General features: G+C 74.9%; 12 protein-coding genes. 6 read left to right on the forward strand and 6 right to left on the reverse strand.

What is annotated here, in order from left to right:
- Window positions 1-63: 63 nt before the first annotated feature.
- On the forward strand, window positions 64-1,155 hold the full coding sequence (locus ABZY31_RS01805) for a M23 family metallopeptidase (RefSeq protein WP_356403716.1): 1,092 nt from the start codon (window positions 64-66) through the stop codon (window positions 1,153-1,155).
- On the opposite strand, the gene ABZY31_RS01810 is transcribed toward ABZY31_RS01805, so the two are convergent.
- From ABZY31_RS01810 to ABZY31_RS01820, 3 genes are all read right to left on the reverse strand, one after another.
- On the reverse strand, window positions 1,121-2,446 hold the full coding sequence (locus ABZY31_RS01810) for a PrsW family intramembrane metalloprotease (RefSeq protein WP_356403618.1): 1,326 nt from the start codon (window positions 2,444-2,446) through the stop codon (window positions 1,121-1,123). The two genes, ABZY31_RS01805 and ABZY31_RS01810, sit on opposite strands and share 35 nt — an antisense overlap.
- Before the next feature lie 103 nt (window positions 2,447-2,549).
- The gene (gene trmB, locus ABZY31_RS01815; RefSeq protein WP_356403620.1) at window positions 2,550-3,356 is read right to left on the reverse strand and encodes a tRNA (guanosine(46)-N7)-methyltransferase TrmB; all 807 of its coding nucleotides are present in this window, start codon (window positions 3,354-3,356) and stop codon (window positions 2,550-2,552) included.
- A gap of 123 nt (window positions 3,357-3,479) precedes the next feature.
- Window positions 3,480-5,162 (reverse strand): sporulation protein, encoded by a 1,683-nt coding sequence (locus tag ABZY31_RS01820; protein WP_356403623.1) that lies wholly within the window; start codon window positions 5,160-5,162, stop codon window positions 3,480-3,482.
- Between the two features lie 591 nt (window positions 5,163-5,753).
- Here ABZY31_RS01820 and ABZY31_RS01825 point away from each other — a divergent pair.
- Window positions 5,754-8,012 carry an asparagine synthase-related protein gene (locus ABZY31_RS01825; RefSeq protein ID WP_356403626.1) on the forward strand — a complete coding sequence of 753 codons (2,259 nt, stop codon included), beginning with the start codon at window positions 5,754-5,756 and terminating at the stop codon, window positions 8,010-8,012.
- Between the two features lie 539 nt (window positions 8,013-8,551).
- Window positions 8,552-12,001: a BTAD domain-containing putative transcriptional regulator gene (locus ABZY31_RS01830; protein ID WP_356403628.1), complete on the forward strand. Its 3,450-nt coding sequence runs from the start codon at window positions 8,552-8,554 to the stop codon at window positions 11,999-12,001.
- Here the strand turns inward: ABZY31_RS01830 and ABZY31_RS01835 are convergent.
- On the reverse strand, window positions 11,988-13,913 hold the full coding sequence (locus ABZY31_RS01835; protein ID WP_356403631.1) for a sigma-70 family RNA polymerase sigma factor: 1,926 nt from the start codon (window positions 13,911-13,913) through the stop codon (window positions 11,988-11,990). The genes ABZY31_RS01830 and ABZY31_RS01835 overlap by 14 nt on opposite strands.
- A 336-nt stretch (window positions 13,914-14,249) precedes the next feature.
- On the reverse strand, window positions 14,250-15,032 hold the full coding sequence (locus tag ABZY31_RS01840; protein ID WP_356403634.1) for a helix-turn-helix domain-containing protein: 783 nt from the start codon (window positions 15,030-15,032) through the stop codon (window positions 14,250-14,252).
- A gap of 342 nt (window positions 15,033-15,374) precedes the next feature.
- Here ABZY31_RS01840 and ABZY31_RS01845 point away from each other — a divergent pair, with 342 nt between their 5' ends.
- Window positions 15,375-16,790 (forward strand): NAD(P)/FAD-dependent oxidoreductase, encoded by a 1,416-nt coding sequence (locus ABZY31_RS01845; protein ID WP_356403637.1) that lies wholly within the window; start codon window positions 15,375-15,377, stop codon window positions 16,788-16,790.
- 131 nt (window positions 16,791-16,921) lie between these two features.
- Entirely contained in the window at window positions 16,922-18,700 is a 1,779-nt protein-coding gene (locus tag ABZY31_RS01850) for an ATP-binding SpoIIE family protein phosphatase (protein WP_356403719.1), read from the forward strand.
- A gap of 71 nt (window positions 18,701-18,771) precedes the next feature.
- Here ABZY31_RS01850 and ABZY31_RS01855 read toward each other — a convergent pair whose 3' ends face one another.
- Window positions 18,772-20,061, reverse strand: a complete 1,290-nt coding sequence (locus ABZY31_RS01855; RefSeq protein ID WP_356403640.1) for an MFS transporter — start codon at window positions 20,059-20,061, stop codon at window positions 18,772-18,774.
- 124 nt (window positions 20,062-20,185) lie between these two features.
- On the opposite strand from ABZY31_RS01855, the gene ABZY31_RS01860 reads away from it, so the two are divergent.
- Window positions 20,186-20,713 (forward strand): MarR family transcriptional regulator, encoded by a 528-nt coding sequence (locus ABZY31_RS01860; protein ID WP_356403643.1) that lies wholly within the window; start codon window positions 20,186-20,188, stop codon window positions 20,711-20,713.
- Window positions 20,714-21,307 lie beyond the last annotated feature (594 nt).

Raw genomic sequence — 21,307 nt, forward strand, 5'->3', positions numbered from 1 at the left:
TCGCAAGAGACGGCACAGTGCGCGTGCGCGGATTTCGAGGAGTGTGCCCCGGTGCCGTCCCAACTGCCCGCCCCCGACGGCGTCGACATCCAGGAGGCGCCCACCGCCGGTGCCTGGGGCGAGTGGAACCCGACCGAGGACTCGGCCCGCCCGGTGCGCGGAAAGCACCGCGTGGCGCGCCAGCGCGGCAGTCTGGCCCGCAGCTCCACCGTGCTCGGGGTCGGCGTCATCGCGGCCGTCGGCGCGGGCGGGATCGCCACCGCGCAGGACCGCCCACAGGTCGGGATCAGCATCCCGTCACTGAGCGACCTCGGCGACCTCGGCGGCCCCGGCGAGGCGTCGGAGCAGGCCGCGGAGGGCTCCGCGAACGGCATCGTCCAGAGCCGCGACCAGGCCGCGGGCCAGGGGCAACCGGCCGCAGGTCCGGGGCACGTCCGGCAGGCCGCCGGTTTCGACCCGGGCGAGGTGCTGCGCCACCGGATCCTCCAGCAGGCCGAATCCCAGCAGGACGCCGCCGCGGCCGCCGCGGGGGCGGAGAGCGAGCGGGCCGCGCGGCAGGCCGCCGCCGAGGAGGCCGGGCAGAAGCGGGCCGCCGCCGAGGAAGCCGCCCGCACCGCCGCGGAAGCGGAGGCCAAGGCCCGCGAAGAGGCGGAAGCGGCCGCCGGCGCGGCGGCACGGCGGGCGGCGGACGCCGCGCCGGCCGGTGCGCCCGCCTCCGCCGGTGCGCCCGCCCCGTCCGGCTCCGCGGCCCCGGCCACGGGCGGCTACGCCCTCCCGACCTCGGCCTACACCCTCACCTCCCACTACGGCGATGCCGGTTCCATGTGGTCCTCCGGGATGCACACCGGCCTCGACTTCGCCGCCCCGACCGGCACCCCCGTCAAGGCGGTGCACGGCGGCACGATCACCTCCGCGGGCTGGTCCGGCGCGTACGGCTACCGGATCGTGCTCCGCCTCGCCGACGGCACCGAGGTCTGGTACTGCCACCTTTCCTCGATGTCGGTGACCGCCGGCCAGGTGGCGACCGGCGACACGATCGGCCGGGTCGGCGCCACGGGCAACGTCACCGGCCCCCACCTCCACCTGGAAGTGCGTACGGACGGTCAGACGCGGGACCCGCTCACCTGGCTGCGGGGCAAGGGTCTGGCTGTCTAGGCCGCCGGGCAGCCGGAACGGGCACCGGCAGCGGTACCCGCACCTGAGCCGGCACCCGGACGAACGTGCGCCCCGCGCTCGTCGTCCGCAGCGGCGGCGCCGCGTACAGCTGCTCCATGACGGCCGCCCGGGCGAGGGCGGGCGCCGCGGCCGCCCGGCCCCGCAGCAGCCGCTCCAGCAACTCCCGCTCCCGGGCAGCGAAGTCCGCCGCCCGGCGCGGACCGCCGGTACGGGCCTCGTCGCGCAGCAGGGCGAGGGCCGCCGCGTCCGCCGTGTAGGCCGCGACCACCCGGGCCGCCGGCCGCCCTCCCGTACTGCGGGCCAGCGCGCGGGCCAGTGACCTCGCCGGGACCGACGCGAGCGCGGGCACCTCGGCCGGGCCCAGCCAGCCCGCCCCCGCGTACACCCTCAGCTCGCGGTCGACCGTACGCAGCTGCCCGCGCCGCAGCCGCACGGCCAGCCACACCAGCGCGGCGAAGGCGGGCACCATCACGGAGCCGTAGACGACGTAGAAGCCGTACGCACCCAGCTCGGACGAGCTGTTCCACAGGGCGTGCGCGGCCATGGCGAGGGCCAGCCCGAGCGGCGGCAGCCCGGCCCGCACCCCACGGCGGGTGCTGCGCGCGGCCGCGCCCAGGCCGAGCCCGGTCAGCGCGGTGAACAGCGGGTGGGCGAACGGCGACAGCATGATCCGGACGAAGAAGGTGGCCGCGGTCATGGAGTCGAGCACGCTGGTGCCGCTGCCGAGGTCCTCGCCGAAGGCGTTGCCGAGGTAGAGGATGTTCTCGGTGAAGGCGAAACCGGTGGCGGTGAACCCGGCGAGGACCAGGCCGTCCGCGGGACCGGTGAAGTGCCGTCTTCGGAAGACGAACACCAGCAGCGGGGCGGCGCCCTTCGCGCACTCCTCCACGACGGGGGCGATCGCCACCGAGCCGAGCTGGTCGGCGGCGGAGGGGTCGGTGGCCGCCGCGGCCATCCACTCGGTAGCGAAGTCGTTGGCCACTATGGCGATGAGGGCGGCCGTGCAGGCTCCCCACCCTGCGCAGAACAGCAGCCGCGACCAGGGCAGCGGCGCGGCCCGGCCCAGCCACCGGAACGCCGCCATGAGCGGGGCCACCGGCAGCAGGGCCAGGCCGAGGCCGACGAAGAACCCGGCGGTGCCCGTCTGTTCCCGGACGAGCTCCAGGATGGCCACGCCGGACAGCGCCACGCAGGAGAGCAGGACGACGAGCACGCACGTGCGGACCGCGCCCGACGGACGTGCGAGCACACCGGGGAGCGCTCGGAACACGTCATCACCCTAGCGAGCGGGTCCGACACGCGCAGTGACGTTCGCTGTTCTCCCCGTTACGGGGTACGGCCGCGCGGGGCAACCGGGGTGTGGGAGAGGGGTGTTACGGAACGCGGCGGAAGAGGAGGTCGCGGACGACGTGCCCCTTGTCCAGGCCCTGGCCCTCGAAGCGGGTCAGCGGCCGGAAGTCGGGGCGCGGCGCGAAGCCGCCGTCCGCGCGGGTGTTCTCGAACCGCGGGTGCGCGCCGAGGACTTCGAGCATCTGCTCGGCGTACGGCTCCCAGTCGGTCGCGCAGTGCAGTACGGCCCCGGGAGCGAGCCGGGTCGCCGCCAGGTCGAGGAACTCGGGCTGGATCAGCCGCCGCTTGTGGTGGCGGGCCTTGGGCCACGGGTCCGGGAAGTACACGCGCATCCCGGCGAGGGAGTCCGGCGGCAGCATCTCGCGCAGCAGGATGATCGCGTCGCCGTTGGCGACCCGGACGTTCTCCAGCCCGCCCCGCTCGGCGAGCGCGAGGAGGTTGCCCTGTCCGGGCGTGTGCACGTCAACGGCGAGGATCCCGGTGTCCGGGTCGGCGGCGGCCATCTGCGCGGTGGCCTCGCCCATGCCGAAGCCGATCTCCAGGACGACGGGGCGGCCGTCGAAGAGCCGACCGAGGTCGATGACCTCGTGCCCGTCGATGTCCAGCCCCCAGGTCGACCACTTCCGGCGCAGCGCCTCGCCCTGGCCGGTGGTCACCCGGCTGCGGCGCGGCTGGAAGCTGCGGATCCGCCGCTCGTGGTGCGAGCCCGCCGGGTCGGGCGCCGGCCCGTCGGGAAAACGGGGCTCCGTGCGCCAGCGCGGCGGAACGTGGGAAGCCGCCCCCTCGGGGGCGTCGGGGGTACCGGGCTGCGGATTCAGAGACTCAGACACAATGCCCCGATTCTACGGCCCGCCGCCCCCCGCCCGCCTCGGCACGACGCCGCGCGGGGGCGCTGGGGGGAGGTGCGGGGCGGTGACGGACCGGGGCGCCGGGGGCGCCGCCGCCCGGGGGCGCTACGCGGGCGTGACCAGCAGCGGCCGGGCCCGTTCGCGCAGCTCGGCGACGCGCGGCTCGTCCCCGTACGGTTCCAGCCGGTGCAGCAGGTCCCGTACGTACTCGGTGGTCCGCGCCGAGGAGATCCGGCCCGCGACTTCCACGGCCCGGGTCCCGGCCGCGCACGCCGCGTCGAGGTTGCCCGACTCCAGCTCGGCCACCGCGCTCACCACCAGCCGCAGCCCGTGCGAGCGCACGTACTCCTCGGTGGGGCGGGACAGCGCCTGCTCGGTGAACCGGCGCACCTGCCGGGGCAGTTTGAGGTCCCGGTAGCACTCCGCCGCGTCCGCCGCGAACCGGTCGTACGAGTAGAAGCCCAGCCACGTCGGATCCGGGTCCCCCTCCCGCGCCCGCTCCAGCCAGCCCTCCGCCGCCCGCAGCGCGGCGCCGGCCGCCACCGGATCGCCCGACTTGGCGTGCGCCCGGGCCTCCACCAGCCGGAAGAAGCTCATGGTGCGGGCGGTGGCCAGACCCCGGTTGCGTTCCACGGCGGCCTGCGCGAGGTCCACGCCCTCGTCCGGGAAGTCCCGGTAGGTGGCCTGGAGGGACATCGAGGCCAGGACGTACCCGCCGAGCGGCACGTCGGCGGCCGCCCGGGCCAGGCGCAGCGCCTGGATGTAGTAGCGCTGGGCGGCTTCCTGCTGGCCGGTGTCGAAGGCCATCCACCCGGCCAGCCGGGTCAGTTCGGCGGTCGCGCCGAACAGGGCCCGGCCCACCTCGTCCGTGTAGGAGCCCAGCAGCAGCGGGGCCGCGTCCACCCGCAGGCACTCCGGCACCATCGAGGAACGCCAGTCGCCGCCGCCGTACTTGGAGTCCCAGCGGCGCGCGTCCTCGGCCGCCTCGCGCAGCTTGGTCACATCGCTGTGGCCGACCCGCTGCGGGGTGGGGTCGGGGGCGTGCACGGCCGTCGACTGACCGGGGGCGCGGGGCGTTTCGGGGCCGGAGCGCGCGGGCACAAAGGAGGACGGTAACGCCGCGCCCGGGGCCGCCGGTCCGCCCGGAGCGCCATCCGCGGCGTCCGTGGAACCCGCAGCGCCCGCAGTGCTCCCGACGACCGCAGCGCCCCCGGCGCCGCCCGTAGGACCCGCGGCACCCGCCGTGCCCGTACCGCCAGTACCACCCGTACCGCCCGCCGTACCGCCCGAGAGAAGGGGGGCCGCCGTCGTGGACTCACGCGCGACCGAGCCGTCCGCCGGAGATATCAGCCAGCGCGAGGCGGGCGTCGCGTACGCCGCCACGGAGAAGGATCCGGCCAGGGACTGCCAGATACCGCCGCCCCCGCGCCGCCCCGCGAGGTCCAGCCGGTAGAGGTCGGTGGCCGAGCGCACCGCCGCCCCCACGTCGCGCGGGAAGGCCAGGCCCACCTCGGGCGCGGGGTCCGCGTCCGCCAGCCCGATCTCGTGCAGCGGTACCGGCCGCCCCAGCTTGGCGCCGATCGCGGCGGCGATCAGATGGGGCGCCGCGCCCTGCGGCACCATCCCCTTGGACACCCACCGGGCGACCGAGGTCTTGTCGTACCGGAGCGTCAGTCCGCGCTGCGCTCCCAGGTCGTTGACCCGCCGGGCCAGCCCCGCGTTGCTGATGCCCGCGAGGGCGAGGACGGCGCCGAGCTTCTCGTTCGGCTCACGGAGCTCCCTGGACATGCGCCACCCCTCGTCACACACGTGGAACGCAGACCGTCATCGGGGCATAGGCGCCCGGCAACGTAAACCCAGCGTAGTTCGCCGCATCCCAAGCGTTAAGGCCCCGCCTTCCGGATGGCGAGATTGTTGTCCGTGCGCACAGTCGTGGCCGGGGTCGTACCCGGGGCGCACGTGTCAGCGCGTGCTCCGCCCGTGTGGCCGTGCGCCCGCCCGTGCGCTCTGGCCCGCCCCGGGGTCCGGCGATTCGATGTGCGGTGCGTGGGTCGGCCCGGCGCGTGGATCCGGCGGGCCGTAAGACGCCGCCGCCCCAGTCCCCGCGGGCGTCGGTACGGTCCGGGAGGTGGACGCCGCTTCCCGGGCCGCGCTCGCGCCAAGGCGCCCGGGGCGGCTGAAGAATGGCTGAAACCGACCTATGGGGCGGGGGGCACGGAACGCCAAATACCGCGTGCGCGGGGCGTGTTCGTTTGCATGTGCGCCCCCCTTAACCCCTCTCGCACGCCTGTCTCGTGGCAGCATGGACCCGAGCCACCCGGGGTCCTGCCGTCCGGCCGTCCGGCCCCGGTCACGTGCCCACAGGCTGGGGAGACGGCTATGCGGTGGTTGGTGGGCTGGAGCAGTATCGCCGCAAGCTTCGGCACGGCCGGACGGGTCGGCGAGCCCGCCCGGGGGTCCGACGGGCCGCGCGGCGGCCTCGCGGACGCCCCGCGCGCCTCGTACGCCGCGCCGCCCCCTTACGGCTCGACGGGTTTCGACCGCGGCGCCTACCTCGACCAGGGCGCGTACGGCGCCTACGGCGAGCCCGACGAATACAGCGAACGCACCCTCCACCCCGTCGGAGCCCAACTCCTGTGGGGCGACCCCGACCCCCTGTGGGCGGTCGGCGACTGGCGCCCCGACGAGATCCGCACCATCACCGCCGACCCCGCCGACCCCTTCACCCGGCTCGCCGTCCTCGGCTGCTGCGGCGCCGGTGACGCCGAACTGCGCCGCGCCCTGTACGCCGCCCGCGGCGGCGCCCTGCGCCACCTCACCCAGTGGCCCGGCAGCTACACCGCCGTCGTCCAGGCCGGCCGCCGGATCACCGTCGTCGGCGACCTCGCGGGCGCCCGGCCCGTCTTCTACACCCCCTGGGCGGCCGGAACGGCGTACGCCACCGCGGCCCTCCCGCTCGCCGACCTGATCGAGGCCCAGCTCGACATCGGCCACCTCGCCGCGCTGCTGGCCTGCCCCGACAGCCCCGAGGCACTGGGCGACGGCACACCGTACGCGGGGGTCCGCCGGATCCCGCCCGGGCACGCCCTCATCCTGCGCGAGGGCTCCCGCGAGATCACCGGGTACGAGCCCGTCGCTTCCCTCGCCGTCGCCGCCCCCGAGATGGAACCGGGGGCCGCGACCGAGGGCGTACGGGAAGCACTGGTCGACGCGGTGCGCGCCCGGCTCACGGCGCCCCGCCATGCCCCCGACACCGTGCCCCACGACCCCGGACCGGTGCCCGGAATGGGCCCCGCCGACCGTCGGGCCGCCCGCGGCGCCCCCGCGCCCGGCGTGGGCGCCGACCTCTCCGGCGGCAGCGCCTCCGCGACCCTCGCCCTCCTCGCCGCAGGACTGCCCGGCGCCCCCGGCACGGTCCTCGGCCACGGCTCGGGCGCCGGTGAACGCCTGCTCGCCGTCACCTTCAACGACCTCGCCACCCCCCGGGGCCGCGAGGGCGACCTCGAACGCGCCCACGCCATCGCCGCCGACCCCCGCCTCCACCACGTCGTCGTGGCTGCCGCCGAAGAGGCCCTCCCGTACGCCGACCTCGACGGCCCGCTCACCGACGAACCCGGCCCCTCCCTCGTCCTCGCCGCCCGAGACCGGCGCCGGCTGGCGGCGGGCAGCGCCGACCACTTCGTCGGCCACGGCGCCCGCCAGGTCCTGGACGCGCACCCCGCCCGGCTGGCCGACCTCCTCATGGACCGCCGCAGACGCCACCTGCTGCGCCCGGTCGCAGCCCTGGCCCGCTCGGCCGGCGCGGAAGGCCGGTCCGTCGGCCCGTCCCTGCTGGTACCCCTGACCGTGTACGCCGCCGCCCGCCGCCTCGCCCGCACGCCCTACCGCGCGGGGATGGAAGAAGCCGCGGCCCGGCTCCGCGAAGGCCGCCTGCCCGGCGGCGCGGCCACCCCGCTCGACGCCTCCCTCGCCGCCCTCACCTGGTGCCGGCCCGGCCCCGCCGCGAGCTGGCTGACCGGCGAAGCCCTCGCCGAGGTCGCCGTCCGGCTCGCCACCGCCGCGGGCCGCCCCCCGCTCTCGCTGCGGCCCGGCGAGGCCCGCGCCCGCTCGGTCCTGGCCCGCCAAGCCGCCGACCACCGGGTCTTCGAACAGGCCGTGGAGGTCCGCAGCCAGCGCCTGCACGCCCCCTTCCTCGACAACCAGGTCGTCCGCGCCGCCCGCGCCCTCCCCGAATCCCTGCGCGTCCAGCCGGGCGCCCGTGCCGCGATCCTGCGCACCGTCCTCGCGGGTACGGGCGTACGCGCCCTCCCGCCCGGCTGGGGCGCCCCCGCCCACGCCGCGAACGAGAGCGCGGTCCGCCTCGGCCTGCGCGCCGCCCTGGACCCGCTGCTGGCCCTCTTCACCGCCCCGCTGCTGGCCGACGCGGGCCTGATCGAGGCCCGGGTCATCCAGCAGGCCCTCATCGACGCCGCCGACGGCCACCCGGTCCCGCTGGACGGCCTCGCGGAACTCGTCTCGGTCGAACTCTGGCTCCGCCGCCTCCTGTCCCGCCGCGGCACCTGCTGGACGGGCACCTCCTCCCCCCGCCGCCGAGCCGTCCCCACAGGCGTCCCCCTCCGCCGCCCGGCCTTGTCCTGACCCTGGCCTGCCGGCGCGCGCCTCGCCCGTGCCTCCGGCGGGCCCTCAAGCGCCGGGCGGGCTGGGTGTGGTTGGCCACGGCTTGCCCGCGACCGCGAACACCTCAGCCCCTCGCCCAGCGAAATCCAGCCCGTCCGGCGTTTGAGGACCGGGTCCGGGCGGAGCCCGGTTTCGGGAAGGGGCGGGTAGGGGACCAGCCCCGCGCAGCGACGGCCCACCCCCGACCCGCTCATCGCCCCGGCCCATCCCGCTGCACCGGGCCCGGTGCAGGGGCCGACCAGGGAGCCCGCACCCCCCGGGACACCCCGGCCCCGCACCCCCCGGGACACCCCGGCCCCGCACCCCGGCCCACCCCGCGGCCCCGGGTGGCCAGGGAGCCCGCACCCCGGGGCCAACATCCCGGCCCCGGCCCCGGACAGGGCCGACCAAGGCGCCCGCGCCCAAGGCCAACGCCCCGCCCCCGCGCAGCGGCCCACCCCGCGGCCCCCGCCCCGGGCCCACTCACCCACCCGCCCCACCGGCCAAGGCAAAATGACCCCGTGCGGTACCTGATCCTCGGCACCACCCAAGCCCGTGACGCATCCGGCGCCCCCCTCCCCGTCAACGGCGCCCGCCTCCGCGCCCTTCTCGCCGCCCTCGCGCTCCGGGCCGGTGGCCCCGCCGTCCCCGTATCGGTCCTCGTGGACGAGGTCTGGGGCGAGGACCCGCCCCAGGACGCCCCCGCCGCCCTGCAGGCCCTGGCCTCCCGGCTGCGCCGCGCACTCGGCGGCAAGGACACCGTCCAGGCCGACCCCACCGGCGGCTACCGCCTCGACGCCACCCCGGAGGACGTCGACCTGTACGTGTTCCAACGCCTCGCCCGCCAAGCCGCCCAGGCCCTCGCCACCCCCGCCCCCGCTCCCGACGCGTCGCCCGACCCCGCATCCCCCACCGGCCCCCCGGCCGCACACCCGGAACCGCGGACCACCACCGTCACCACCGCCACCACCCCCGCCCAAACCCTCCGCACCGCCCTCTCCCTCTGGCGCGGCCCCGCCCTCGCGGACCTCCCCGACCCCGCCACCCGCGCCACCCACGCCACCCGGCCGGAGGCCCAGCGCACCGCCGCCCTCCGCGACCTCATCGAGGCCGAACTCCGCACCCCCGCCACCGATCCGGCCACCCTCCTCCCGGAGATCGAGGCCCTGATCGCGGCCCACCCCTACGACGAGAAGCTGCGCGCCCAGCAACTCCGCGCCCTGCGCGGCGCGGGCCGCACCGCCGACGCCCTCGCCGCCTACGACCGCACCCGCCGCGCCCTCGCCGAAGGCCTCGGCACCGACCCCGGCCCGGAACTCACCGCCCTCCACGCCGACCTCCTGCGCCCCGATCCGGCCCCCGCCTCCCGGCACACCTCCGCGCCCCCGTCCCCCACCGACCGCCGCGGCAACCTCCGCCCCCGCCTCACCTCCTTCGTCGGCCGCGAGCCCGAACTCGCCGCCATCCAGGTCGACTTGGACCGTTCGCGCCTGGTCACCCTCACCGGCCCCGGCGGCTCCGGAAAGACCCGCCTCGCCGAACACGCCGCCGCCCAGCACGCAGCGCGCACCGCCCAGCACGTCGCCCGCACCGGCGAGGCCGCCCCCGCCGAACCGGCCTGGCTGGTCGAACTGGCCCGCCTGGACCACCCGGCAGCCGTCCCCGCCGCCGTCCTCAGCGCCCTCGGCCTGCGGGACACCGCCCTCGTCGGCCGCGACAAGCCCACGGTCCAGGACCCCACCACCCAGCTCCTGGACCACTGCGCCCAGCGCCGCCTCCTCCTCGTCCTCGACAACTGCGAACACGTCATCGGCGCCGCCGCCGAACTGGCCGAGCGGCTCCTCACCCACTGCCCGGGCGTCCGCATCCTGGCCACCAGCCGCGAACCCCTCGGTGTGCCCGGGGAGACCGTCCGCCCCGTCGAACCTCTGCCGCCCGACCCCGCGCACCGGCTCTTCGCCGACCGCGGGGCCGCCGCCCGGCCGGGCTTCGCCGTCGCCGACGATCCGGCCGCCGTCGCCGAGATCTGCCGTCGTCTGGACGGTCTGCCGCTGGCCATCGAGCTGGCGGCGGCGCGGTTGCGGCTGCTGACCCCGCGGCAGATCGCGGACCGGCTGGACAACCGTTTCCGCCTGCTGACCAGTGGGAGCCGTACGGTGCTGCCCCGCCAGCAGACCCTGCGGGCGGTGGTCGACTGGTCCTGGGACCTGCTGGACGCGTCGGAACGTACGGTCCTGGCCCGCCTGTCCGTCTTCGCCGGCGGCTGCGACCTCACCGCCGCCGAAGCCGTCTGCGCCCACGACGGCGCAACCGATGCCGCAGATATCCCCGACGTCGCCCACGTCCTCGGCGCCCTGGTCGACAAGTCCCTCGTCCTGGCCGAACCCGGCCCGGCACCCGCCACCATGCGCTACCGCATGCTGGAGACCATCCACGAGTACGCCGCCGAACGCGCCGCCGAGGACCCCGCCGATCGGGCCGCCACCGCGCGCCGCCACGCCGCCCACTTCACGGCCCTCGCGGAAGAAGCGGAACCCCGCCTGCGCTCCGCCGAGCAGCTGCCCTGGATCGCCCGGATGGAGACGGAACTCGACAACCTCCGCGCCGCCTTCACCACCGCTGTCTCGGGCCCCGCCCGGGCCACCGGCACCGGCCCCCGCCCCGACACCGAAACCGCCCAGCGGCTCGCCTTCGCCCTCGGCTGGTTCTGGTGGCTGCGCAACTACCGTTCCGAGGGCGGCGACTGGACCGCCCGGGTGATCGCCCTCGACCCCGTGGAGCCGGCGCCCGACACCCCCGCGTACTGGCGCTGGATGCGCCTCCAGCTGCTCCACGTGTTCCTCGTCGCGGAGACCCGTCCGCTCGCGGAGTTCCGTACGCCCGAACGCATCGCCCTCGCCGAGCGCCTCCAGCGGGCCTTCCGCCGCAGCGGCCCGGAGACCGCCCGCTTCCCCGGCATGATGTGGCCGCTCACCTGCTACCTCACCGGTGACGCCCTCGACTTCCACGCCGGACTCGACGAGACCGTCGCCAACTGCCGCCGGTACGGGGGCGAATGGGAACTGGGGGTGACCCTCATGCTCCGTACGCACGTCGCCGTCGACATCACCGGCGGGCTGCCGACCATCGACGCCGACCTCGCCGAACTGCACGAGATAGCCCGCCGCGTCGGTGACCGCTGGACCCGCGCGCAGGTCTCCAGCGCCGCGGGCGAGGTCGCGCTCTCCCGCGGCCAGTACGACTGGGCGCGCGCCGAGTACGAGGAGTGCCTGCGGCTCGCCCGGGAGGTCGGCACCGACTTCGAGGCGCCGTTCGCGCTCGCCCGGATCGCGGAGACCGCCTACTGCACGGGCGACGCGGCCGGCGCCGAGCGGCTGCTGGCGGAGGCGGAGGCCGGGGCGCGGGAGTCCGGCGTCACCGACGTGCACGCCTTCTCCCGGCTGCTGGCCGGGATGATCGCGCTGGACCAGGGCGATCCGGCCCGGGCGCGCGCCGCGTACGACCAGGCCCTGAGCGTGTCGCTCCGCTCGCCCGTACCGGCGCAGTTCTCCGCGGGCCTGGGCAACCTGGAGGCCCGCCTCAAGGGGCTGGAGGAGGGCCCGGCCGCCGGACTGGCCGTGCTCGCGCCGACCCTGGAAGCGGCGGTCACCGGGCACTGCGCGGAGCGGGTGCTGGCGGCGCTCGCGGAGACGGCCGCGTGGCTGCTGGCCGACGCGGGCCGGGCCGCCGAGTCCGTACGGGCGCTGGCGGCGGCCACCGCGTGGCGCGGCGGGTGGCCCCGGTCCGTACCCGAGGAGGCGTTCGTGCGCGGGCTGCCGGACCGCACCCGGGCGGTCCTGGGCGCGCAGGCCCACGACCGCGAGGCGGCGGCCGGGGCGGCCCTGTCCCCCCGGGCCGTCCTCAGCACGCTGCTCGAAGCGGCAGCACCCGACCCCGCGCCCCAGGAAGGTGCGGGCCTCACGAACAGCTGATCACCGCGTCCGCCCAGGAGGCGAGGGTCAGGTCCGTGTACCGGTCGGCGTGCTCCACGACCAGCCGCAGCGTCTTGCGGCCCCGCAGCCCGACCTCGACCGGCACCGCGGGGTCGCCGTAGGAGAGGGCGGCGGACCGCCATAGCCGCACCCCGTCGCCGTAGACGGAGAACCGCACGGCGCCGTCACCCGGCAGCGACAGCCCGTCCACCCCGGCCCGCGCCGAGAACGCGCTACACCTGCGGTTCAGGGTGATCTCCACCGAGGAAGGGGCGTTGACGGTGATCCCCTGCGCGAACCGCCGCTCGCCGACCACCAGCCCCCACCGCTGCCACACCCAGCTGCTGCGCCAGGTCTGCACCTCGGGGCCCGTGTGGTCGCCGAGTACGGACTGACCCAGCCGCACCAGCTGGTACCCGGCGGCCGGTGCGGGCGGCGGCGTCGGCAGGGGCCGGGAGGGACTCGGCGCCGGCCGCGCCGGTCCCGGCTTCGCGGGAGCCGCCTTGGACAGCGTGGGCGAGGCCCGCGGCGGGCGCGGGGCCGCGCTCCGCGGCGACGGTACGGGCTTCCGCGCGACCGGCGGCTCCGGCGCGGGCGCCGCGGGCTTCGGCGGGAGCGGAGCCGGAGCCTGCGGGACCACGGGCGCCACCGCGGGTGGCTTCGGCGCCACCCGGGCCTGCGGCTTCGCATCGTCCCCGGCCAGCGCGAACACCACCCCGGCCGCGGCGGCGACCACGACCCCGGCGGCGATCGCGGCCTTGGCGGGCAGGCCGAGCCCCTCGGAGGCCAGCGCCCCCGCACCCGACCCCGCCCCGGCCCCCGCACCCGCCGCACCGGCACCGGCCGTCGAACCACCCGCGGCAGCGGCGGCCGCGCCCGCGCCCCCGGCCGCCACGACCCCGCCGGCCACCACCCCGGCCGCCTTGACCGCGTACCCGGCGGCGAACCACCCGATGACCGCGACCGGAAGCAGCGCCGGGATCCCGGCATTGACGTCCTTCAGCTCACCGGCCACCAGCCGGCACTTCACGCACTCCTCCAGGTGCCCCCGCAACCCCCGCTCGGCCCGCATCCGCAGCCCGCCCCGGGCGTAGGCGCCGAGCCGGTCGGCGTAGCGGGCGCAGTCCCCGCCCTCGCTCAGCGCGGTGCTCACGTGGGCCTGGAGGTAGGCCTGCTTGAGCCCCTCCCGGGCCCGGCTGGCCAGCACCGCGGTGGCATTGGCGGTCAGCCCGAACAGCGGGGCGATCGCGCTCGGCGACGCCTCCTCGACGGTGGTGTGCCACAGCACGGCCTGCCACCGCTCGGGCAGGCTGCGGAAGGCCTGCATGGCCAGTGACTGCTCGGCCGCGTGCATGGCGCGGACGTCCGCGCCCAGTTCGAGGGCGTCGGCGCCGGGCGCCAGCCCCGTCCCGGCCTCGGCTCCCGTTCCGGCCTGCTCCGCGAACAGCGCGAAGTCCTCGACGAGTTGCTCGCGCCTGGCGGTCTTCGCCCAGGTCGCGGCGACCCTGCGGACGGTGGTGAGGAGGTAGGCGCGCACGGCCTGGTCGGGCCCGGCCCCGCCGCGCACCGCCTGGAGGGTCCGGGCGAACACCTCGGCGGTCAGGTCGTCAGCCGTGTGGCCGTCCCGGCAGCAGGAGCGGGCGTAGCGGCGTACGGAATCGGCGTGCCGACGGAACAGCTCCTCGTAGGACCCGTCGTCGCCGGCCCGCATCCGGGCGATCAACTCGGCGTCCGAGGGCGGTGGTTCCGTCCCGGAAGCGCTCAGGGAGCCGGAGCTGCGCCCGCCGCCCGGCTCGCGCTGGGCCGGGACCTGTTCGGCCGGGGACTGACGGGCCGCCGGCGCTGCCGCGTCGGCTTCGCCGCCGGGACCCGCGGCTCCGGAGACCGGATCTTCGCGCCCGTCAACGCTCATCGCGCAAGCCCCCGCAGGACACACTCAACCGGTACACCGTTCCAGCGTGTCACACGGCGACCACGCTCCGGGGCCGCTCCGGAGTTCATCCACTCATCCGGGCACGATCCGGCCCGTCCCCGTGTCCTGGCCCGTTCGTTCGAGTGAGGACCGTCCGAGGAGCCCCGCCCCGGAATCACCCGGGAAGCCGAGCGCGCGGACGGAGGATGTGCGGCGGGCCCTCCGGTCACCCGACGACCCCGCCGCACTCCTGTCACCCGACGAACTCGGCCGACTCGGCCGCACCCACCCGGCCGCAGCACCGCGGCCGCATCCGTACGGACGGCACGCGCCGACTCAGACGGTCCGCGACCGCAGCCCCTCCAGCAGGATGTCCAGCAGCCGGGCCGAAGCGGCCGCCTGCTGGGCCGGGTCCGGCAGCGCGGGCGCCGCCGTCGCTATGACCAGCAGGACATCGGCCACCGTCACGTCACGGCGCAACTCACCGGCCTCCCGGGCGCGGTCGACCAGCCGGCCGACGACCTCCAGGAGCGCACCGGAGCCCGAGTCCTCCGACGGCTCGTCGTCGAGCTGCGTACGCCCGCCCACGACCCGCAGGTCCGGCTGGCCGCCGACCACGGCGGCCTGCCGCTGCTGCGGCACCCGCGCCGTGTCCACGGCCTCCAGGACGTCCTGACCGTCCTCGTCGGCCGCGCCGACCCGCAGCACCTGCGGCGGCAGCAGCCGCCCGGCGCCCGAGGCGACGGAGGTGCGCAGGAAGCGCGACAGCGCCTGCCAGGGCTCCTCCTCCTGGCCGAGCGCGGCCCGTGCCTGCTCGGTCAGCCGGGAGGTCTCCTCCTCGGCTATGCGCCGGACCAGTACGTCCTTGCTCGGGAAGCGCCGGTAGACGGTGCCGACACCGACGCGGGCGCGCCGCGCGACGTCTTCCATCGGAGCCCCGTAGCCCAGCTCGCCGAACACCTCGCGCGCGGCGCGCAGGACGTGTTCGAGGTTGCGCTGTGCGTCGACCCGCAGGGGCGTGGAACGGCCCACGCCGTGCGAGGTGCCGCCGGCCATCACGCGACTGGCGCTCTCGGCCGAGAGCGCGGTCGCAGAGCCATGGAAATCGGAAATGTTCATATGTTTCCCCCGGTAATCATTTGTCTCCCCCCGGAGACAGTCCCCGCCTTCGTGTCGAGGGGGGCCACGGTCATGTGGGCCCGGTCGTAACTCCTCGACGGGCTACGAACATAGTTGAGCCAGACTCAATTCAGAAGAGGCAGCCCCGTACGGACCATCGCCCGATCGGAGCATCGACCCCCACTTTTCCGTTCCAAGCCCCCGGAATTACCCGTTCCGCAGTGCCTGACCTGCGCACCTCACCCCCCAACGGCACCTCCCGACCGGCCGCCCCCGGCCCCACCTCCGGTCACACAATGTGTCGGGCCTGTGGACAAACTCCCGGCCACGTTGCGTCATGGGATGGTGAAGGCTGCTAACTCCCGGGGCACGGCCCCCGGCACCCCGCCCCGGACACGCATCCTCGTCGTCGGCGGCGGGTACGTCGGCATGTACACGGCGCTCCGGCTCCAGCGAAGGCTGAGAGCCGACGAGGCCGAGGTCACGGTGGTCACCCCCGAGCCGTACATGACCTACCAGCCGTTCCTGCCCGAAGCGGCCGCCGGCTCCATCTCGCCCCGCCACGTCGTCGTACCGCTGCGCCGCGTGCTGAACCGCTGCCGCATCGTCATCGGCGAGGCCCGGAGCATCGACCACGCGAAACGGACCGCGACCGTCACCACCCTCGCCACCGACGAGGAGGGCACCGGCGCCATCGAGATCGAGTACGACGAGATCGTCATCGCCCCCGGCTCCGTGTCCCGCACCCTCCCCATCCCGGGACTCGCCGAGTACGCCATCGGCTTCAAGACCGTCGAAGAGGCCATCGGCCTGCGCAACCACGTCATCGAGCAGATGGACATCGCCTCCTCGACCCGCGATCCCGCCATCCGCGACGCCGCCCTCACCTTCGTCTTCGTCGGCGGCGGCTACGCGGGCGTCGAGGCACTCGCCGAGCTCGAGGACATGGCCCGCTACGCCGCCCGGTACTACCACAACGTCACACCCGAAGACATGAAATGGGTGCTGGTGGAAGCCAGCGACCGGATCCTCCCCGAAGTCGGCCCCGAAATGGGCAAATACACGATCAGGGAACTGCGCGCCCGCAACATCGACCTGCGCCTGGAGACCCGGCTCGAAGCCTGCGAGAACCGCGTCGCCGTCCTCAGCGACGGCGCCCGCTTCCCCACCCGCACCGTCGTGTGGACCGCCGGCGTCAAACCCCACCCCGTCCTCGCCGCATCGGACCTGCCCCGCACCGAGCGCGGCCGGCTCGACTGCACCGCCTTCCTCACCGTCGCGGGCGTCGAACACGCCTGGGCCGCCGGCGACGCGGCCGCCGTCCCCGACATCACCGCCGCCGCGGGCACCGAATGCGCCCCCAACGCGCAGCACGCCGTCCGCCAGGCCAAGGTCCTCGCCGACAACCTGGTGCACGCCCTGCGCGACGAAGTGCTCACCGAATACGCGCACAAGTACGCCGGCTCCGTCGCCTCCCTCGGCCTCCACAAGGGCGTCGCCCACGTCTACGGCCGCAAGCTCAAGGGCTACCCCGCTTGGCTGATGCACCGCGTCTACCACCTCAGCCGCGTCCCCACCTTCAACCGCAAGATGCGCGTCCTCGCCGAATGGACCCTCTCCGGGCTCTTCAAGCGTGAGATCGTCTCCCTCGGCTCCCTCGAACACCCCAGGGCCGAATTCGAACTCGCCGCGGGCGGCGGACCCAAGGCCCCGCCGCCCCCGTCCGCCCCCAACCCCCCGAAGGACGACCAGCGCTGACGTCGCCAGTGCGGTCGGCCACACGGGACGTGTGACCATAGGTGGGCTCACACCTGCACAGAGTGACGCCGCCCGGCGACCGAGCACGAGCGATGTAGCGACCAATAGCGACACCACGAGGCTTGAACGCAGTGAACTTCACGCGCTGGAGCGCCCGGTTTCCCGGAACGCAGCGCCGCGCCGCCGCCCGGACCGAACACGCCGCAGCCCAGGCCAAGCGGGGCGAAGGCTCCGTCCCGGCGGCCCGCGGTGGCCGCGCCGAGCCTCCGGGCACCGGCCCCGGCCCCGAACGGACCCCGTCCACCCCGGGCGGCGGACCCGCCGCCCCCGCCGCCCCCGCCGCCCCCGCGGACCCCACCGTCTGCGGAACGGGCACCGGCTCCGCCGCCGCGCTCGCCGCGGTGCCCTCCCTCGACCTGCTCTCCGTACGCGAGGTCCTCGGCTGCCTCCCGGCCCGCGTCGCCCTCGTCCACGGCCCCGAGCACCGCATCGCCTACGTCAACGACGCCTACACCACTGGCTTCGGGCCCCGGCCCACCGGCGCCGCGGCCCGCGAAGCCCTGCCCGAGATCGAAGAGCTGGGGCTGCTCCCGCTCCTCGACCAGGTCCTGCGCAGCGGCAAGCCCCGTACCGCCAAGAACCGCAGGGCACCCGGCGGCAGCTCCTACACCGCCACCTGCACCCCCGTGGAATTCCCCGAGACCGACGGCGCCGACCGAAGCGCCGGCGTCCTGATCCACCTCGCCGACGTCACCGACCACGCCGAAGCCGTCGACCGGCTGCGCACCGCCGAGCGCCGCCAGCGCGAAGCCGTCGTCACCCTCCAGCGCTCCCTGCTCCCCCAGGAGCTCGAACAGCCCGACGACCTGCGCATCGCCGCCACCTACCAGCCCGGCGGCACCGAAGCCGCCGTCGGCGGCGACTGGTACGACGTCATCACCCTCGGCGCCGGCCGCACCGCCCTCGTCATCGGCGACGTGATGGGCCGCGGCGTCCGCGCCGCCGCCGTCATGGGCCAGCTGCGCACCGCCGTCCGCGCCTACGCCCGGCTCGACCTGCCCCCGCACGAGGTGCTCCAGCTCCTCGACGGGCTCGCCGCCGAGATCGACGCCAGCCAGATCGCCACCTGCGTGTACGCCGTCCACGACCCCAGCGAAGGCCTGCTCGCCTACGCCTCCGCCGGCCACCTGCCCATCCTGGTCCGCGACGAGGACGGCACCGTCCGGCGCGCCGCCGACCCCACCGGGCCCCCGCTGGGCACCGGCGGCTGGCTGCACACCAGCGGCACCATCGCCCTCGGGCCCGGCTCCACCGCCGTCCTCTACACCGACGGCTTGGTCGAACGCCGGGGCGAGGACATCGACGAGGGCGTGGCCGCCCTGGAACGCGCCCTCTCCGGCGCCCTGGGCACCCCCGCCGTCATCTGCGACCGCCTGATGCGCGCGCTGGGCGTGGACGCCGACCACGACGACGACGTCGCCGTGATGGTCGTCCAGCAGCCCGCCCGCATCGGCACGGACGCGGAGCTGTTCCACAACGCTGCCCTGGAACTGCTGGGCGGCATCGAGGCGGCTCCCCGGGCCCGCGCCTTCGCCCAGGGCGTCCTCGCCTCCTGGCGCTTCCCGGTCGAACTGTGCGACCTCGGGGTGCTGGCCGCCAGCGAACTCGTGGCCAACTCCCTCCAGCACGGCACCCCGCCGATGCGCCTGCGGCTGCGCCGCACGGACCGCCGCCTGATCATCGAGGTCACCGACGGGGACGACCACCTCCCGCGCCGCCGCCGCGCCGAACCGGCCGACGAGAGCGGACGCGGCATCTCCATCGTCGCGACCATCGCCTCCTCGTGGGGCACCCGCCGCACCCCGGGCGGCAAGGCCGTCTGGTGCGAGTTCGCCCTGCCGGGCACGTAGTGCTGTAGCCGGACGAACGGAAGGCCCGGTCCACCGGACCGGGCCTTCCGTCGTACGCGCTCGCTCTCCCGCTACGCCGACACGGGCTCGGCGACGGGGACGGCCCGCGGGACCGGCACCGCGGCCGGCACACCCTTGAGCAGCGACGGGTTGTCCTGCACCGGCGTCAGCTTCCCGCCCAGCCGCAGCGCCAGCCAGGCGATCCCGAGCGAGACCACGACGAAGATCCCGATGTAGAGCATCGGCACGCCCGCGCCGACCGGCACGCCCAGCGGACCGAGGGCCAAGGCCATCTGCTTGACCAGGGCGAACGCCGAGTTGTACTGACCGACGGAACCCTCCGGCGCCAGGTCGGCCACCAGCGGAGCCAGCGTCGGCGACAGCATGGCCTCGCCGATGCCGAAGAGGGCGTAGGTCGCGATGAACGCGGCGGCGGCCATCATCGCGCTGCCGTGCCCCAGGCCCGAGAACCCGGCTATGAGCCAGGCACCCGTCCAGATCACACCGACCAGCGCGATGACCCGCGACCGGCGCCGCTTCTCGACCAGCCGCAGCACCACGAACTGCGCCACGACGATCGCACCGGTGTTGGCGGCCAGCGCGAAGCCGAGGGTCGAGGGGGATATCCCGGCGGCCTCGGTACCGAAGGCGGCCAGACCCGACTCGAACTGTCCGTAGCAAGCGAAGAAGATCACGAAGCCCAGCACGCAGAGCTGGACCATCGCCTTGTGCTCCAGCAGCCGCTTCCAGCCGCTCCCGCCGGACTGGGCGGGGTCCTTCGGCACCGCGTCCTTGATGCTCGGCGCGTGCGGCATCCGCACGGTGGCGATCACGCCCGCCAGCACCAGGAACATCACGGCCTCGATGCCGAACAGCAGGGTGAAGCTGCCGGGACGGTCCACGTCCACGATCTGGCCGCCGATGAGGCCGCCTATGCCCAGGCCCAGGTTCTGCATGAAGAACTGCAGGGCGAAGGCACGCGTACGCGTGCTCGGGGTGGAGCACCACACGATCATCGTGGCCAGCGCGGGCTGCATGACCGCCTGACCGGCACCCAGCGCCAGGGCCGAGACCAGGATCGGTACGACGCCGCTCGACAGCCCCAGCGACATCGCGCCCAGCGACGCGGCGACCGCGGCGCCCATGACCACGGGGACGGGCCCGCGCCGGTCGATGACCCGGCCGGTGAGGGGCAGTGCGAGCAGAGCGCCCAGCGCGAACGCCACGAAGGCGCACGTCGCGGTAGCCGCCCCGAGATCCCGCACCTGCGCCACGTAGATGTAGAGGAACGGAACCGTGAAGCCGATCCCGAACGCCGTCAGCGCGTTGCCGGCCTGGATCCGCCGCATCGCAGCGCCCATCACCCTGGTCACTTCTCACCTGCCTTCACTACTGAAGCCTGAAGACTTCATACCTAAAGTTCGACGCTTAACTCTACACATCGAAGGAGTTAGATGCCAATGGGCTCGTGCCATACTTCGGTCCATGGGTGACACCCCCGACGGAGCCACGCCCGTCCACGAGCCGAGCCTCGACGAGCAGATCGCCCGCTACCAGCGCGAATTCCAGGACCTCGACCCCCAGGTCGAGAAGGTCGTGTCGGCGCTGAGCCGCCTCAACCGCCGGATGAACGTCGCGTACGGACGCCAGACGGCGGCCCTGGGCATCAGCAACGCCGAGTGGGAGGTCCTCAAGGCCCTCGTGCTGGCGGGCGACCCGTACCGGATGGGCCCGAGCGAGCTGGCGAAGCAGCTGGGCCTCACGCCGGCCGCGATGACCCACCGGATCGACCGCATGACCGCGGACGGCCTGGTGACCCGCGAGCGCGACGAGTCCAACCGGGTCAGGGTGATCGTGGAGCTGACGAACGAGGGCCGCAGCAAGTGGCTCGACGCGATGCGCGCGGCCACGGTCTTCGAGGAGGATCTCCTCCAGGACCTCTCCACCCTGGAGCGCGCCCTCCTCGGCGACATCCTCACGCGCCTGCTGGACCGGGTCGAAGGCCTCCAGTAGCCCGCCGGACCGGCACGGGAAGCCGGTTTGACACCAAGCCCGTGGATCCGTAAGGTTCTTCGAGTTGTCCCGGAGCCGGAACGGTTCTGTGACAGCAGATCACGCCGCCTCGTAGCGGCACCCAACTCAGCACGATCTCCCACCGGGAACGAATTCGGCATGCCCGAATTCATTTCCAAGGCCCGATTATGAGCCGCCCGGGAAATCCGCTAGAGTTCGGGAGTCGGAACGGCCCAACAGCCGGAAAGACAAACCCCGCTGACCGGGGGTCAGGCCCGAAAGGATCTGATAGAGTCGGAAACGAAGAACGAAGCCCGGAGGAAAGCCCGAGAGGGTGAGTACGAAGGAAGCGTCCGTTCCTTGAGAACTCAACAGCGTGCCAAAAATCAACGCCAGAAGTTGATACCCCGTCCATTTCGGTGGATGAGGTTCCTTTGAAAAAGACCTGTGAGGCCTTCGGGTGCTTGCAGGCAACCACAACAGCGAGGACGCAGTGGACGGTCGGCCATATTCCGGCATGACTGTCCCGCTCAACGCGAGTGGGCACCCGATTACGGGTAAACATTCACGGAGAGTTTGATCCTGGCTCAGGAC

Origin of the sequence: Streptomyces sp. NPDC006529 (assembly GCF_040611795.1) — a bacterium.
In the GTDB taxonomy this organism is placed as follows: Bacteria; Actinomycetota; Actinomycetes; order Streptomycetales; family Streptomycetaceae; genus Streptomyces.